A 15,242-nucleotide genomic window follows, 5' to 3' on the forward strand; every position below is an offset into this window, starting at 1 on the left:
TATCGTGACGCACGTCACACCCTGCGGTCGTCGTTCATGACCTCCGCGCGAGCCCGTCGCGACGTCGTAGCAGTGTGAGACGAGGAGCCCGATGAGTCGCGACGAGGACTTCAGCGACTGGGCCGCCACCGCGACACCGCAGCTGCTGCGCCTGGCCCGGTTGCTGAGCGCCGACGAGCACGCCGGGCAGGACCTCACGCAGGAGGTCCTGGAGAAGGTGTACCTGAAGTGGGCGCGCATCCAGGACCCGCACGCCTACGCGCACCGCGCCCTGGCCAACGCCGCCACCTCCCGCTGGCGCCGGCGCGCCCGCCGCCCCACCGAGGTCGCCTGGGACACCGGCGCCGAGAACAGTGCTGAAAGCAGCGTCCCCAGCGTGGAGCTGGGCGCGGTCGAGGACCGCGAGCAGGTGCTGGCGGTGCTGCGCGCCCTGCCGGCGCGCCAGCGCGCCGTGCTGGTCCTGCGCTACCTCGAGGACCGCAGCGAGCAGGACGTGGCCGACCTGCTGGGCATCGGCGCAGGCACCGTCAAGAGCCACACCGCCCGCGCCCTGGCCACCCTGCGCGCCCTGCACGCCCCGCACCCGGACCCACCGGCGCCCAGCGCACCCGCAGCAGGAGCACCCGCAGCAGGAGCACCCCGCCGCGCCCGCGCCGCCAGGAAGGACGCCGCCCGATGAACCAGCCCACCCCGCTCGAGCCCCGGGACCCCCAGGACTCCCAAGACCTCGGGGCGCAGGTGCACCAGCTGCTGCTGCGCGCTGCCCAGCCCGCACCCGGCGAGGGCGCCACCGCCGACGCCGTGCTCCAGCGCGCCCACCGCCGCGGCCGGGTCCGCCTGCGCCGCAGGCGCACCGCCTGGGCGGCCGGCGCGGCGGCGGCCGCGGTGCTGGCCGTGGCCGGGCTGACCCACCTGCCCGGCACGCGGGAGGATGCCTTGCGCCTCGTACCGGCTGCGCCCGCACCGGCGTCCTCACCTGTGACCTCCGGCGTCGAGGTGCCCTTGCCGGAGCGGGGCGGGGACCACCTGCTCGACCTGCCGGGCGATCCGACCTTCGACTGGCGCGCCCAGGTCGCCGAGTCGCTGCGCCGCTACCCGGGCACCTTCGTGCTGCCCGAGCAGCTGCCGCCGGGGGTGCACTCGGTGCAGGCCAATACGATCAACGGGCACCCCGTCACCGACGTGATGGAGGAGGGCCCGGGCGTGCTCGTCTGCGCCCTGGACGAGGCGACGTGCCGCGAGCAGGTGGCGAGGACGTGGGACCTCGTGCGCACGAGCGAGGTCGAGGGCAGGCTCGTGCGCGTCTTCGCCAGCCCGCCGCAGGAACCGGGTGACGAAGGCATGCCCCGCGCGCAGCGCCGGTTCTGGGAGACGGTCACCCTCACCACCGCGCCGCCGGCCTGGCTGCACACCGACCGCTGAACCGCCGAGGCCCCACCGCACGGTGCGTCGGCGCGCAGCGCGGCCGAGCGGGCTCCGGAGCGACCGGTGCACCACCGCCGGGCACCCGCTCGCGCAGCCCTGTCGAGGCGGTGCGCCCGGCCGCTACGGTCGTCCCCGTGACGGACCCGGCCTGCGCTGATCCCACGCCACCGGCGCGCACCTCGCCGAACTGGTGGCTGAGCGCCGCTCAGGTCGCCGCCCTGGCGGTGGTGGTGGCCGGGGCGGTGCTCACGTTCGTCGGCGACCGCAGCACCGGCATCGCCGTGTGGGTGATCGGGCTGGCCTGCTCGCTGCTCGCGCGGCGCCGTGGCAGCGCCGCCTCGCTGCGCGCCGCGCAGGAGTGGACCCTGCCGCAGGTGCGCCAGGTGCTCACCGAGGCCGGTGCCGCCCGGGCCGGGCACCCCGAGCAGGTCTTGGCGCTGCGCCGCGCCGATCGACGCTTGAGCCTGGTGGACGCGGTCGCGCTGGTGCAGCGCGCCGCCGAGCCCGCCGCCTCCCCCGCCGACTCCCCCACCGACTCCCCGCGCTGAGCGCTCGGCGAGCCCACTGGCGCGCGAGGGATCTCCGGTGCGCGAGCTGCGAGCGCGCCCCTGCCTCCGCCCGCCGCGCGGCAGGGGCGGTCGTCGGTCCAGGACCCAGCGAAAGTAGCTTGCCTCGCTAGCTAGGTTGCGACACCATCATGGCGTGCCGACTCCCAGCCCTGCCGAGACCTGGCCCGCGCAGTGGCTGCGCGGGGTCCTGGACCTGGCCGTGCTCGCCGTCATCGCCCGGGCGCCCACCTACGGCTACCGCATCGGCACCGACCTGCAGGCGATGGGCCTGGGCACCGTCAAGGGCGGCACCCTGTACCCGCTGCTGGCGCGCCTGGAGGAGAGCGGTGCGGTGCAGACCACCTGGCGCCCGGGCCAGTCCGGCCCGGGTCGCAAGTGGTACGCCCTGACCGCCACCGGGCGCGAGCGACTGGCGGGCGAGGGCGAGCGCTGGCGGGCCTTCGCCGCCCTGACCTGCGAGCTGATCCCCGCCCCGAACGCCGAGCCGGACGGCACCGCGCTGCCCGGCCATCTCCTGGACCGGACCGCCGCTGGAGGACAGCCATGACCGAACACGCCCGCAGCACCACGGGCAGCAGCAGCACGGGCACCAGCACGGGGACGAAGACCCCGGTCGAGCGCTACTGCGACGACCTCCTCCTCGCCCTGCGCCTGCGCGATGTGCCCGGCGCGCGCATCGGCGCCGTCCTGGCCGAGGTGCGCGACCACCTGGCCGCCAGCGGTGAGGACCCCGTCGAGGCGTTCGGCACCCCCGAGCAGTACGCCAGCGCCCTGACCGGCGCGGCAGCCACGGACTGCGCCGACCACCCTGGGCGCCCCGGCCCCTCGCGGGTGGTGGAGTGGGTGCGCAACACCGCGATGACCGCGGGGATCCTGTGCGCGATCCAGGGCGGCAAGGGCCTGGTGGCCGGTGAGCGGGCGGAGCTGACCGAGGTGCAGCTGCTCATCCCCGCGGCCGTCAGCCTGCTGGCCCCGCTCTTGGTGGACGCGGTCGGTGCCTCCCGGCGCGCGGCGGCGATCGGCTGGGGCGCCCTGGTCCTGGCGGTCGTGGCCGCGCTGGGCGTCGGGCACGCCCTGCTCGGCCCGCTGCTCAGCGTGCGCGTGCCCGCGCTGGCGCTGCTGGTGCCCGGGGCGCTGGCGCTGATCGCCGGCCTCGTCGCGCTGGTCCGGGCCGCCGACCCGGTCGTTGACCCGCTGCAGGAGGCGCGCAGCGTGGCGGCCCAGCGCCGCCGCGACGGTGTGCTGCTCGCCCTGCTGTGGCTGCCGCTGCTGGCCGCCGCCGCTCTGCTGGTGGCGAGCAGCGCCTTCACGGGCTGAGCCTTCACGGGCCGTCCCTTCACGGGTCCAGGCACCCAGCACCACTGCCGCTCCAACCCCGCTGCTCGAACCCTGCCGCTCGAACCTCACCACCTGACCCGTGACGGGGAAACCGCTCGCAGTAGCGCTGCCCCTGGCTAACGTGCCCGGCATGAACCCGCCCGCGGCCGCGACGCCCTCACCTGCCGCTGCGCGAGGACGCCGGGCCAGGCGATCAGGCGCCCTGGCAGTGGTTCTGGTGCTGGCAGTGCTGCTGGGGGCCGCGTTCGGTGCGTTGACCTCGCTCGTCAACGCGGCCTCCTCCCACGCGGCCTCCCCCTGCGGCGGCAGCGTGCTGCGGGTGCTGAGCATGGCCGTGGACTCCGGGTGGGCCTGGGCGGGGCTGGCCGTGGCCCTGGGGGCCCTCAGCGCGACCCGGACGGGCACCGGGCGCACCCAGGACTCGCGGGACTCCCGGGGTTCGACGCCCCCAGCGACGCGGGCGCGCAGCGCTGCGGCACTGGCCGGGGCGCTGGGCCTGCTCGCGGCGACCACGGCCTACTACGCGCTGGACGCCCTCCTGGGCGCCGGGCCCTTCACGGACCCGGAGGCCACCGGGTGGTGGATGGCCAGCGCGCTGCTGGGCCCGGTGCTGGGGCTGATCGGTGCCGGGTGGTGGCGCACGGACCTGCTGGGGTTGCTGACCCGGCTGACGCTCCCGCTGGGCGCGGGGCTGCAGATGCTGGTGCTCTCACCGGTGGAGGGCCCGCAGGTGCCCGTGGAGGCGCACGTGGCGCGCTGGCTGGTCCTGCTCGCCGCGACGGCGGGCACCGCCGTGCTGCTGGTGCGCCACCTGCGCGCCCGTCGGCTGAGGGTGTCGGCGCCGGCGGCGTGAGCAGCACCAGCAGCAGGCAGCAGGCGAGGTGCGGGTGGGGCGGCAGCCAGGTGCGGACGGGGGTGTGCTGAGCCAGCGCGTCCGGTGGGCGCACTTCTGGCTGCTGCTGGTCTCGGTGGCCGCTCTGCTGCTCGCACCGGTGCTGTACGTGCTGCCGTTCATGGCGCTGGGCTGGGACCCGGACGAGCAGTGCCAGCGGCAGTACGAGCAGCGGATCGGCCCCACGGCCCAGCAGGACTGGGGCGTGCAGGAGGACCTGTTCCCCCCGGCGCAGTCCTGCCTCAGCCTGCCCCGGCACGCAGGTGGCGACCCGTACGGTGCGACCGTGCAACCAGCAGGGACGCGGGCGGGCCTGCGGGTGCAGGTGGTGAGGGCCTGGGACGTGGCGCCCGCCGTTGCGTGCGCCCTGCTCGGCGTCGGCGGCCTGGGCCACCTGTGGTGGACCGGTCGGCGCGCGGCGCGCACGAGGGGTTCAGGTCCGCAGCCCACCGGGGCGGAGCGCCCCTGAGCGGGCACGAGCAGCCCTGTCGGCCGAACCCTTGGGCGAACGTTGCGGTGGGCAGGCGACCGCACCCGAGCTCCCACCCCTCGCGCCGCCATCGACCAAGGTCGATGATCCGGCGAACCGGGTCCTCCCCTCGTCCAGTCCTGACAGCCGCTCGGGCGCCTGCGAGGTGTCCACGCCCTCCGGGTGCGAGAACGCCGACATGCTGTGCTCAGCCGCCTGGACCGCCCCGGTCCAGCTCGTGGCCCGTGGCCCGTGGCCCGTGAACGCAGGAGGAGCACACCGTGTCGCAGCTCAGCACGCCCGCCGACGGAGCCGGTGAGGCACCCGCCACCCGCACCCGGTCCGAGAACGCCGTGGACGAGGCGTTCGTCGTCCTGGTGGCCCTGGCAGCGGCGCTGATGCTCACCTCCGACGGCTTCGGTCTCTTCGGCGCCTCCCTGGCCTGCCTGGCCGTGGGCAACGCGCTGGCGCTGCAGCGCTGGGGTCGTCCGGGAACGTCCCGCGCGCACTGCTCCAGCGCCCTGCGCGTGCTGGCGTGGGTGGGCGTGATCGCCTCCGCCATCGTGCGCCTGGCAGGGTGAGACGCACTCGCGCACACCGCAGGTGCTCGTGCGCTCAACCGCCCGAGAACCCGGCGCGGTACCGGTGCGGCGTGCGAACGTGCGCACCGTGGACATCGATCTGCGCGATGCAGCACGGGGAAGCAGCGCCTTCACCGGTGGGTTGCTGACGGTCCTGCTCAGCCCCAGCGAGCACACCCTCGAGCAGTGCGTGGCCGCCCTGGCCGAGCAGGGCGTGCGGGCCTGGACGCAACCGCTGGAGGCCCTGGCGGGCGAGGAGGTCGTCGTGGCGGGAGTGCCCAGCGATCAGGCCCCCACGATGGACGCGCTGGGCGAGGTGCGCCACCGGGTGCTAGCGGTCCTGGACGCGGCGGGCATCGACGTCGACGTGCACGGGGTCGGCTACCTCGACCACGACCAAGCACAGGCCCAAGCGCACGCGCTGCCGGGCTGACGCACCGCCTCGACACGGCTGCCACAGCAGCAGCAAGGTGGCGGGCTGGCGGGCCGGCGGTGAAGCCCGCGGCCGTCACGAGCGCGCTGCCCCGGCCCGGCACCGGATCCCGCAGCAGACCCGAGCTGCCTTCGCCACCCCCTCGACCTCGCCTGCAGGCACCCGCGGCTGCTCGGGTGCTTCCAGACGCGAGGTGGCAGCGAAGGCGCGGCGCAGGTGCGACACGGTGGTGGCAGAGCTCGCTCGACGCGGACCACCCTCGAACCGCTCACCGCCTGGACTCCTCACCAAGCTGCCTGACGAAGTGCCCGGCGCCGGCGCAGGCTCTCACCACGCACGCGCTCGTGATCCCGCGGCCAAAGCCCATGGCCGGAACCCGCGGCCAACACTCGCGGCCGCGGCGTGCAACAGCACGGCCGGCTGCTCGCGTTGTACCGGCGTGACACCTGTCCCGGACGGCGCCGAGCACAGCTGCACCGCCCCCACGCCCACGCCCCGGTGGTGGAAGGAGCTCGCTGGTGGTGCTGCCGGAGGGGACAGCACCGCTGCGAGGCTGCCACCGGGCGCCACCCCCGGCGCCAACCCCAGTGCTCTGCCCAGCACTGCACCCAGCACTGCGCTGGGCACAGTGCCCACGACCTCAGCGCGCCGGGCAGGTGCCGCCACCGTGCAGCAGGTCCGCGGGGTCTGGGACCTGGAGTCCCTCGTGGCCTGGAAGGGCCCGCAGCTGGTGCGACTGGCCCAGGTCCTGCTGCGCGATGAGCACCAGGCCGAGGACGTCGTGCAGGACGTCCTGGCCACCTGCGTGCTCAAGTGGTCGCGCATCCAGGCCCTGGAGGAGCCCTCGGCCTACCTGAACCAGATGGTCGTCAACGCCGCCATCTCCTCGCGCCGGCGCCCCTGGCGCCGCGAGCACGCCAGCGACCCCGCGGACCTGCCCGAGCAGAGCACGAGCGATCCCGCCGGGCCCCACGCCGAGCGGCAGCGCTGCCTGGCCCTGCTGCGCCGGCTGCCCGACAAGCAGCGCATCACCTTGGCCCTGCGCCTGTACGAGGACCTGCCCGACGCTGAGATCGCGGACCTGATGAACTGCTCCACCGCCACCGTGCGCAGCAACGCCCACCGCGGCCTGGCCACCTTGCGCCGGCTCCTCGCCGAGGAAGGCATCCACCGTGCGTGACGAGCCCGAAGACCCCCGCCGCAGCACCGGCGGCAACCCCCTCGCCCGCGGCGGCGATCCCCTCGCGCGCAGCGGGGCCGGCCAGCACCGGTCGGACCGGCCCGACGGGCTGGACGGACCGGACGGGCTGGACGGACCGGACGGGCTGGACCTGTCGCACGACCCGGTCGCCCAGCTGCTGCGCGAAGCCTTCGATCAGGACGTGCGCACCCGCTGGGTCGACGAGCAGCGCCTGAGCGCGGGCACGCGCGCGCGCCTGCGCCACCGCCAGCGCACCCGCCGCCTGCAGACGGCCGCGGCCGTCCTGGCGCTGGCCGCTGCCGTCCCGGTCACCGTGCAGGCCTGGCCCAGCGCCACGGTCACCACGATCCCCGCGCAGCAGGCTGCGGCACCAGCGCCCGGCGAGGGCACGAGCGCCACGAGCCCCCCGGCCCCCACGAGCACTGCGGCCGGCACGAGCACAGCCACAGCCAGCTCCACAACCACGGCCACCGCCACGGCTAGCGCCACGGGCCGGGAGCCGAGCCCGGATGCGACGGCGAGCACGTCGCCGTCACCGGCGTCCCCCGCGTCGCCGGCCTCCTCGGGTGGAGCGGCGTCACCGGGAGCGCCGGCAGCACCAGCCGGGCTGGCCAACCCCGACTTCCCCGTGGCGTACCCCATCCCCGACCTGCCCGCGGTGGTGGCGGCCCTGCCGGCGGGGATGAGCCTGCTCGGCGACGCCGGCCAGTACCCCAAGAACCCCACCGTCATGGGCCAGGAGTGCAGCTCACGCCCCTTCGACCCGCCCCAGATCGCCGGCCGGCAGTTCACCTGGGTCAACGAGAGCTCGCGCTGGCCCGACGAGGAGATGGTCGAGGTCGTGGTGACCGGCTGGCAGCGCGGCGGCGGCCCGGTGGCCTTCGACGCCGTTCTCACCACCTCGGGATCGTGCCGCTTCACCGAGGAGGTCTCACCCGTGGACCTGCCGGTCACCGGCGCGGAGCAGTCCTGGGCGGCGTGGACCAGCTACGACGGCATCTCGCGCATCTGCGGCGCCGCACGCGTCGGGGACCTCATCGTCGGCGTCACCCTGTGGTCCCCGCGCAACGGGCCCAGCGACCTGGCCGCCCTGCTGGACGCAGCCGTGGCCGACCTGCGCGCCAGCGGTCTTGCCGCCGTCGAGGGCACGTAGCCCCCGACGGAGACCACCACCGCCGGAGAGCACCGCCGGGCATCACCGCCGAGCGCCCCCTCGGCAGCCCGGCGAGCACGGGCTGCAGCGGGTAGAGGCGCAGCGCCCGAATCCGCCGTCATGCCGAAGAGCGAGCGGTCCGACTTCCGCCGATAAAGGCTGGCCGTGATGCGGGCTCGGGCCGTGAGACAGGTCCGCGAGCCGCGGAGCGTCGTGGAACGACCGTCCCGACGCACCGACGGGCATCAGCAGGCCGCGTCGATCACCTCAACGCGTTCAGCGGCCTAGGCCGCCATGGCTCCCGTTGTCCCCGCCGCTGGGCCAGCCCCCGGAGAAGTACCGCGACGGCATGGTGTTGCGGGCTTTGCAGTGATCCATGCGGCACGCCATGGCGTACACCAGCACCCACGAACCGACCGGTATGAGCAGTCCAGTCACGCCGCACCGTCTCCTCGCTCGAACAGTGAGCACGCCCGCTGTGGTGATCCCAGCCCAGCGCTGCAGCGGCGGGCAGCCTCGTTGACGGATCGGAGATTGATGCCGAGCTCCCAGGTCCTGAGCAGTCCTCACGACACTGCCGCCCGGTACGGCTACGCAAGGGCAGGACCGGTGGGCACCCAGAAGCGCAGCTTCGGCCCACGCTGGTCCTGCAGCAGGCCCCCGTTGGCTTCGATCGTCTTGCGCGAGGCGGTGTCGTCCACGTCGCAGGTCACCAGCGCGCACTCGATGCCCAGTGCTGCCGCCACCGGTAGCGCAGCAGCCAGGATGGCGGTGGCGTGCCCGCGCCGGCGCACCCGTGGGACGACGTAGTAGCCGATGCGGACACCGAACTCGCGCAGGAACAGGGTCAGGTGGTGGCGGACCTGCACCCGGCCCAGGTACTGCTCACCCTGCACCCACCACAGGTTGGTGGAAGGGACGAAACCCTCTGGGCGGGGTGAGCCGGGCCGGGCGTCGTCGATGAGCTCATCGACCCAGGCGGCGAAGGCTGCGTCGTCGCGGTCGGCAGCGCCGGCGTAGACGGAGTGCTCTTCTCAGCCCGGCGCTGCGGCTGCTGCTCGCAGGGAGGCCGCGACGCTGGCCCGGGGGTTGATCAGGTGCGCCACGTCACGACCCTGCGGAGCACTACCGGCGGTCGCCGGGGCACCCCGTGGTGCGTACAGTCGGACCGCGGTCGGGTGCCCGCAGCGAGCTGTCGACCTCACGGTCATCCCGCGACCAGCACGTCGGCACGTTCAGACGCGTCGCTGAACAAGCGCTCGAGCGCCGCGTCGATCACGTGCTCGGGGCCGGGACGACAGCCGCCGCTAGGCTCACGGCGGTGATCGACGCAGCCCAGATGCTCGCCGCCTACGACCAGCAGGTGCGCGGCTGGACACCTACCCACCCGCCCCACGGCGTGCACCACCAGCGCACCGGCCCCGTGCTGCGCATCGTCGGCCAGCACCGCGGCCTGATCGACCCACCCGTGGACACCGGCCTGCGCGGGGCCGACCTGGACCAGCTGATCACCGCCCAGCGCGACTTCTTCGCCGCGCGCGGTGAGGCCGTGGAGTGGAAGACGCGCGCGCACGACCAGCCCGCCGACCTGCCCCAGCGGCTGCGGGCCGCCGGCTTCACCCCCGAGGACACCGAGACCGTGCTGATCGGTGCCGTCGAGCAGATGGCCACCGACCCGCTCCTGCCGGCGGGGGTGAGCCTGCGGCAGGTCAGCGGGCGCGCCGACCTCGAGCGCATCGCGGCCGTGCAGTCGCAGGTGTGGAACGCGGACCTCTCCTGGCTGGCCGAGGACCTGCACGCCCGGGTCAGCGCAGCACCGGACGACGTGGCGGTGCTCGTGGCCGAGGCCGAGGGGCGGGTCGTCTGCGCGGCCTGGCTGGTGCTCAAGCCCGGCACCGGCTTCGCCGGCCTGTGGGGAGGATCGACCGTGTCGGCCTGGCGGGGGCGGGGCCTCTACCGGGCTCTGGTGGCCCGGCGGGCGCAGCTGGCCCTGCAGCGAGGGGTGCGGTACTTGCAGGTCGACGCCTCCAGCGACAGCAAGCCCATCCTGGTGCGCATGGGCTTCGTGGAGGTCACCACCACGACCCCCTACGTCTGGAAGCCCTGACGAACCCGCAGCCGGTCCTGCGGAATGCGCGGTGATTCCGCGTTGTGCGCGCTGTCGCACCCGACCCACGACGTCACGGTCTTGTCGACGTCCGGGTGCAGACCAAGCGCGAAGGCGGCGCGCTCGCCCTCCGACGCGCGAGCACACCCGCAGAGTCAAACTTCCGTTCGTCTGGGCCACCAGTGGGGACGCAGATGCTCGTAGGCGACCGGCCCCACCCACGGCGTCCTACCCTCATCGTCGGCCACTTCGACCTCACAACTCGTGGCAGACGGCACGCCGTAGAGGTCGACAACGGTCCCCAACGACCCCGCGGGTACACCTTCTTGAGGGATGCCCTCGACCAAGACGACAACGTCTAGGAGCGAGAAGCGAGCCGACACCTCTGGCCTCCCACCGATGATCCCTTGCGGTCTTGCAGCGCGGCCACCGTAGCGTCGCCCCTCACGTGATGCTCAACGAACCACTCCGCCCACCAGCGCACGGTCATCCCGCTGTCGTGGACGTCAGCGACCGCCCTCGCATGTCGATGGCCGCTGGCGGTATCGGAAGGTCCCCGATGCTCCCGTACGGCTGGCACGCTGGTCGCGTGGTCCTTGCGAAGGTCCGTGACCCACGCCTGATCACGATCCGCCACGGCGAAGGGCTCAGCGAAGAGGACCACCAGCTCCTCGTGCTACGGGCTGCTGAGTGCGCCGAACACGTTCTGCACCTCTTCGAGCACGAACAGCCCTCACGGACTGCTGCAGCGGCGATCTGTGCGCCGTGGAACCCGGGTGCCGCGGAGCGCTGAGTTGGACGACTCATCACCGATCGCAGCGGATCTGCGAGGTGATCGTGACGTCAGTGATCGCGGAATCGTCGGCGAGCAGCAACGCCTTGGACAGGATCACCTCGAGGGTGCGGTCCCCCTCGAAGGGCAGGAACACCGCATCGCTGCCTGCGTCCGGGGTCTGCTTGGCGACGATGCAGAGGTACTGGTCGTTCGGCTCCATGAGGACGTTCCCCGACCCCAGGTGGATCTTGTAGGTGCGCAGGTCCCCACGCACCACGAGGAACCTGTCCCGCAGGGAGCAGCGCTCCGCGATCGCCAGTCGCGGTACGAGACGCGCCAGGAGGTCGCGCCGGGTGGCAGCCGTGGCCGAGAGTTCTCCGAAGCTGTAGGACTGCCAGTACGCGCGGAACCGCCCCTGGGGCCCGCCGTCCTGCCAGGTGGGGTCGTTGCCGACGCTGGCGACCCCGACGAAGAGGTCCACGTCGCGCAGCACCTCGCTCAGCACGAGGGTGGGAACCTCCTGCAGCTCCAACGCGGCAGCGGGCTGGCGCTCCGTCCCGCTCCAGGACTCGTACCCCCCGCCGTAGCCGTGGCTGGTGTTCTCGGGAGCTGAACGCGGGTAGAAGCGGACCTGGTCGGTGGTCAGGCGCAGGTAGGCACCGGCCTCGGTGGTGTCCTGCCCGTACTCCTCGCCTGCGCCCTCGACCCAGAACTCCGCCCGCAGACCCCACCGGGGCAGGTCCCGGATGGCGGGCGGGAAGCTGCCGTCGACCATGAGCCGCAGCCGGTGCGTCCAGCCGCGGGCCGCGGCCAGGGCGTTGAACTGGTGCTGGCGCACGACATGGGCGGCGAAGCGGTTGGAGTAGGTGGCGGTGGCGCGCTCGGCGTCGGTGAGCAGGTAGACCTCCCGGTGGGCCTGCTTGAACGGCTGCACGACCTCGTGGCGGGTCAACCACTCCCGCCACGCCAGAACCTCACCGACGTCGCGGCCGGCGGGGTGCCACAGGCGGACCTCGGCGTCCGCGCCCGGCTCGGCTGCCGCCTCGTCCAGGCCGCGCAGCGCCCCGTCCGCCCACCCGAGCGGGGTGCCGTCCACCACCCAGATCAAGCGCCGGGCGATGGTCCCGACGAGGGGGTGGTCGAGGTAGCGCTCGCGCCAGGCGGTGAACGGCCAGGTGCGCCGGGCGAGGAACTGCCGGTCCACTCGCTCCACCTGGGCGCTGAGCATCGCGGCGACGTCCTTCGCCGTGGCTTTGAGCTCCTGCAGCTCCTCGCGGTGCTCGCGCCGGACCGCGGCCGGCACGGACTTCACCACCTTCCCCGCTGCGTTGCGCCAGGTGAGGGTGACGTCGCTGTCGGCGACCGCGAGTTCCGCGGTGGCCCGGCCCAGGTGCACGACGCACCTGCCCCCGACCTGCAGCCCGTAGCCGGGGACGGCGAGCTCCTCGACCTCCTCGCGGGAGATCCCTGCGGCCGCGGCCCGCCGGTCCAGGGCCGCGTGGACCTCCTTCGAGGTCGTCCTGTGGGTGACGCGCGCCGCGAGCCGGGCCAGCTGGCCGAGCGCGTCCTCGCCCTCCAGGCGGGACAGGGCGTAGACGCCGGCGTTGGCGGTCTTCGGGCTGCGCGGGCCCAGACCGGGGACCTTGCGCAGGGAGGTCTCGACGAGGGCGCCCAGGGCGCGGGCGGTGGCGGCGTCGCCGGGCAGCAGCGACAGGGTCCACACCAGCCCGCGCAGCGCGTTGGCGTTGTGCGGGTCGAACGCCTCGTTGGCGTCGTACCCCCACTGCCGACGCTCCAGCGGCGCGGTCCGGGGACGCCCCACGAGCGCGAGCCAGCTCACGACGGCCGGGCGCAAGCCGTCGCCGACCTGCGCCAGCAGCTGCCGCGCGCGCTCGTCCCAGCGGGCGCTCGGCTTCCCCGAGGTCGCGCTCAGCGCGTGCTCCAGCAGCGCGCGCCAGGCGGGACCGAGCGCAGGCAGCTGCGCCAGCACCGCGTCCGACCACGCTTCACCGCTGTTGAGCGCGGGAGCACGGACCCCGGCGAGCGCCGCGGGGAGCGGGCCGCGCTCGTACTGCTCCAGCTGCACGGAGCGCCGTCCCACCTCCACCAGGGGCAGCGGCACCTCCACCCCGGCGCGCCGGGCGATCTCGATGCACCCGGCCAGGCGGTGCGGGCGGTGCGACGTCCACCGCCCCGCGAGGTCGGGCACCTGCCGCTCGACGTCGTCAGGAGTCAGCGCTCCGTCCAGGTCGTGCGTCAGCAGCGACAGCGCCCAGGCCCGGTCGAGGACGTCGTCAACGCTGCGGGCCAAGACCGCTCCCGTCAGGCGGGTGCGCAGGTCACGGGGCAGGGAACGCACCGCGGAGGTGAACGGCTCCGACGCCCCGCCGTGCCCGGAGAGCAGGCGCCGGACCAGCTCGGCCTCGTCCCCGGCCGCCGCGGACCCCTGGAGGTCCTCCACCACCCGCTGCAGCCAGACGTCGGTCATCAGCCACCCACCAGCGGCACGAGCTTGAGGAAGATGACCTCAGGGCCAGAACGGAGGTCGACCTCCACGTCGAGGTCGCTGACCTGCCGATCGTCGACGATGACGAAGAAAACGTTGCGCGAGAATGCTTCTACCGCTCGATCGAACTGCTCCTGCGGGTCCACCCGGCGGGGGGCGCGGACGTGCTCGCCGTTGAGGGCGCGCTCGGCGGTGGTGGGCTGCACGAGTCCGGTGAAGCGCTCGGGCCGGCGGGCGTGGTGCTCGGCGACCTCCTGGAAGATGCGCCGGCGGATCAGTTCGCGCAGCGGGAGGCTCTCCTCGAGCACCTGCAGTCCCCACCCGTCGCTGCGTTGCCCGGACGTCGTCTCGTCGACGAAGCTGATCACTGCCACGTCGAGGACCCTAGAGTCGCCCCCCGACATTCGCGGGCCGGGTGCAGCCGCCCAGTGCGACGGCGCCCAGGGGTCGCCGGCCACGTACCCATCCGCGCTCTGCGCACCCGGCGGTCCTGATCTCCGGCAGCGGTCCCCAGCTCGTCTGCGACCTCACGGTCATCCCGCGTCGTGCGCGGTCCTGAGCTGCAGGCGACGTCGCGCTCGTGACGAAGACCCAGCGGTCTTGAACCGTGCGCTGAGACGGTGAAGCTCGGTCAGCAGCGGCCGCGCCGACGAGAGGTGCACTCAGGCGGCGCTGTGGAGCCGGAGGTCAGCGATCTAGTGCGGTGACACCATCGCACCTCCCGCTGCGGCCGTCGAGGCGTCGCAACTGCTCTCACCCGGCTGGACGAGCACAGCGGGTGGGACCCACACCTGCACCTGCCCGTCCGGTCCGCGCCGACCCAGCACGCAATCGCTGCCGCGGGGAGCCGCAGACAGCGCCGCCCCCACCCAGCCCTCGCGCACCCCCACGTCGACCCGCACACCGGGACGCGGCGCAGCGTCCAACGCCGCCCGCACCGCCGCGGCACCGGGCCGGGCCAGGGCCACCTGCAGGGCCTGGGTGTCCGCACCCGTCAGGTGCGGCACCGGCGGCGGTTTCGGCACGTCGATGACCTCGCGCTGCTCGCAGCCTCGGCCGATCCTTTTCGCGAGCGGTTCGCCGGTACCCGGGTGGACGTCGATGCCCCACGTGCGCAACACGTAGCGGTAGCAGCGCCGCACCACCGCAGCCTGCTCCGGGCCCAGGTCGAAGCCCTGAGCGTCATCGGCAGCCCGGTACCCGGTGATGCGCACCTGCACGACGGTGCCGTCGACCGTCCCGCCGGGCCCGGGCGCCACCTGCAGCAGCTCCACCGCCGGCCACGTCGCACCCTGCCCGTCGCGCAGGGCGAAGCCCACGACGTCGGCGAGGTCGTTGCTGGCGCCGGCGGTGCGGTCCAGGGAGCGCCCAACGTCGCCGGCTCGGGCGTCGGCGTCCGCATCCGCCTGCGCCGTCGAGGTGCAGCCGGTGAGCAGCAGCGGCAGGCAAGCGGTCGCGAGGGCGAGCTGGCAGGCGGTGCGCACCTGCCCAGCGTGCCGGACGGCCCGCACGACGACGTCCACCGCCCCGGTGCTGCGTGGATCGCACCGACTGCTGCGGACCGACCCGGCTGCTCCCGCCCCGTCAGGTCAGCGCCCCGCCGGCCGGGTTCGCAGGCCCGCGGCGGATCGCCGGGGTCGGTCACGGGTGTTCGTTGACGTCTGCGCGCGATCAGCTCTACGCCCGCACCGGTGACAGCACCGGTGCGCACGGCGAGCGGATCAGCGAGTGGACACGCACCTCGATCCGCATCGCCTGGCGAGCAGGGAAAGGGCACTGGATGCCGGCGCGGC

Annotated in this window: 16 protein-coding genes and 2 pseudogenes; 13 read left to right on the forward strand and 5 right to left on the reverse strand. The window is 74.2% G+C overall.

Annotation, left to right across the window (positions count from 1 at the left end; all coding sequences use genetic code 11):
- The first annotated feature begins 91 nt into the window (after positions 1 to 91).
- From ACRYR7_RS07655 to ACRYR7_RS07705, 11 genes are all read left to right on the forward strand, one after another.
- Entirely contained in the window at positions 92 to 679 is a 588-nt protein-coding gene (locus ACRYR7_RS07655) for a SigE family RNA polymerase sigma factor (protein ID WP_432571485.1), read from the forward strand.
- Complete coding sequence (locus ACRYR7_RS07660; RefSeq protein WP_432571486.1) at positions 676 to 1,422, forward strand: hypothetical protein; 747 nt, start codon at positions 676 to 678, stop codon at positions 1,420 to 1,422. The genes ACRYR7_RS07655 and ACRYR7_RS07660 overlap by 4 nt, the downstream gene beginning before the upstream one ends.
- Positions 1,423 to 1,559: 137 nt before the next feature.
- A complete protein-coding gene (locus tag ACRYR7_RS07665) occupies positions 1,560 to 1,973 on the forward strand; it encodes a hypothetical protein (RefSeq protein ID WP_432571487.1) in 414 nt (137 codons plus the stop codon).
- Between the two features lie 154 nt (positions 1,974 to 2,127).
- Positions 2,128 to 2,541 carry a PadR family transcriptional regulator gene (locus tag ACRYR7_RS07670; RefSeq protein ID WP_432571488.1) on the forward strand — a complete coding sequence of 138 codons (414 nt, stop codon included), beginning with the start codon at positions 2,128 to 2,130 and terminating at the stop codon, positions 2,539 to 2,541.
- Positions 2,538 to 3,311, forward strand: a complete 774-nt coding sequence (locus ACRYR7_RS07675) for an HAAS signaling domain-containing protein (protein WP_432571489.1) — start codon at positions 2,538 to 2,540, stop codon at positions 3,309 to 3,311. The genes ACRYR7_RS07670 and ACRYR7_RS07675 overlap by 4 nt, the downstream gene beginning before the upstream one ends.
- A 238-nt stretch (positions 3,312 to 3,549) precedes the next feature.
- Positions 3,550 to 4,185: a hypothetical protein gene (locus tag ACRYR7_RS07680; protein ID WP_432571490.1), complete on the forward strand. Its 636-nt coding sequence runs from the start codon at positions 3,550 to 3,552 to the stop codon at positions 4,183 to 4,185.
- Positions 4,186 to 4,249: 64 nt separating this feature from the next.
- Entirely contained in the window at positions 4,250 to 4,693 is a 444-nt protein-coding gene (locus ACRYR7_RS07685; protein WP_432571491.1) for a hypothetical protein, read from the forward strand.
- 281 nt (positions 4,694 to 4,974) lie between these two features.
- Entirely contained in the window at positions 4,975 to 5,274 is a 300-nt protein-coding gene (locus ACRYR7_RS07690) for a hypothetical protein (RefSeq protein WP_432571492.1), read from the forward strand.
- 88 nt (positions 5,275 to 5,362) lie between these two features.
- Entirely contained in the window at positions 5,363 to 5,707 is a 345-nt protein-coding gene (locus ACRYR7_RS07695) for a hypothetical protein (protein ID WP_432571493.1), read from the forward strand.
- 667 nt (positions 5,708 to 6,374) lie between these two features.
- Positions 6,375 to 6,887: a SigE family RNA polymerase sigma factor gene (locus ACRYR7_RS07700; protein ID WP_432571494.1), complete on the forward strand. Its 513-nt coding sequence runs from the start codon at positions 6,375 to 6,377 to the stop codon at positions 6,885 to 6,887.
- A complete protein-coding gene (locus ACRYR7_RS07705; RefSeq protein WP_432571495.1) occupies positions 6,880 to 8,061 on the forward strand; it encodes a hypothetical protein in 1,182 nt (393 codons plus the stop codon). The genes ACRYR7_RS07700 and ACRYR7_RS07705 overlap by 8 nt, the downstream gene beginning before the upstream one ends.
- Before the next feature lie 590 nt (positions 8,062 to 8,651).
- On the opposite strand, the pseudogene ACRYR7_RS07710 reads toward ACRYR7_RS07705, so the two are convergent.
- Positions 8,652 to 9,053, reverse strand: a pseudogene (locus ACRYR7_RS07710) (GNAT family N-acetyltransferase); the annotation flags it as partial.
- A 347-nt stretch (positions 9,054 to 9,400) separates the two neighbouring features.
- On the opposite strand from ACRYR7_RS07710, the gene ACRYR7_RS07715 reads away from it, so the two are divergent.
- Complete coding sequence (locus ACRYR7_RS07715; protein ID WP_432571520.1) at positions 9,401 to 10,168, forward strand: GNAT family N-acetyltransferase; 768 nt, start codon at positions 9,401 to 9,403, stop codon at positions 10,166 to 10,168.
- 155 nt (positions 10,169 to 10,323) lie between these two features.
- Here ACRYR7_RS07715 and ACRYR7_RS07720 read toward each other — a convergent pair whose 3' ends face one another.
- On the reverse strand, positions 10,324 to 10,551 hold the full coding sequence (locus ACRYR7_RS07720; RefSeq protein WP_432571496.1) for a DUF4926 domain-containing protein: 228 nt from the start codon (positions 10,549 to 10,551) through the stop codon (positions 10,324 to 10,326).
- A gap of 206 nt (positions 10,552 to 10,757) precedes the next feature.
- Between ACRYR7_RS07720 and ACRYR7_RS07725 the strand changes: the two are divergent.
- A pseudogene (locus tag ACRYR7_RS07725) lies at positions 10,758 to 10,901 on the forward strand (putative immunity protein); the annotation flags it as partial.
- A 73-nt stretch (positions 10,902 to 10,974) separates the two neighbouring features.
- On the opposite strand, the gene ACRYR7_RS07730 reads toward ACRYR7_RS07725, so the two are convergent.
- The 3 genes from ACRYR7_RS07730 to ACRYR7_RS07740 all read right to left on the reverse strand — a co-directional run bounded on the left by ACRYR7_RS07730 (position 10,975) and on the right by ACRYR7_RS07740 (position 14,972).
- Entirely contained in the window at positions 10,975 to 13,431 is a 2,457-nt protein-coding gene (locus ACRYR7_RS07730) for a DUF4132 domain-containing protein (RefSeq protein WP_432571497.1), read from the reverse strand.
- Entirely contained in the window at positions 13,431 to 13,823 is a 393-nt protein-coding gene (locus ACRYR7_RS07735; RefSeq protein WP_432571498.1) for a hypothetical protein, read from the reverse strand. The genes ACRYR7_RS07730 and ACRYR7_RS07735 overlap by 1 nt, the downstream gene beginning before the upstream one ends.
- Before the next feature lie 321 nt (positions 13,824 to 14,144).
- Complete coding sequence (locus ACRYR7_RS07740; protein ID WP_432571499.1) at positions 14,145 to 14,972, reverse strand: hypothetical protein; 828 nt, start codon at positions 14,970 to 14,972, stop codon at positions 14,145 to 14,147.
- Positions 14,973 to 15,242: the final 270 nt, after the last annotated feature.

This window comes from Kineococcus gurbantunggutensis (assembly GCF_050871925.1).
Lineage (GTDB): Bacteria > Actinomycetota > Actinomycetes > Actinomycetales > Kineococcaceae > Kineococcus.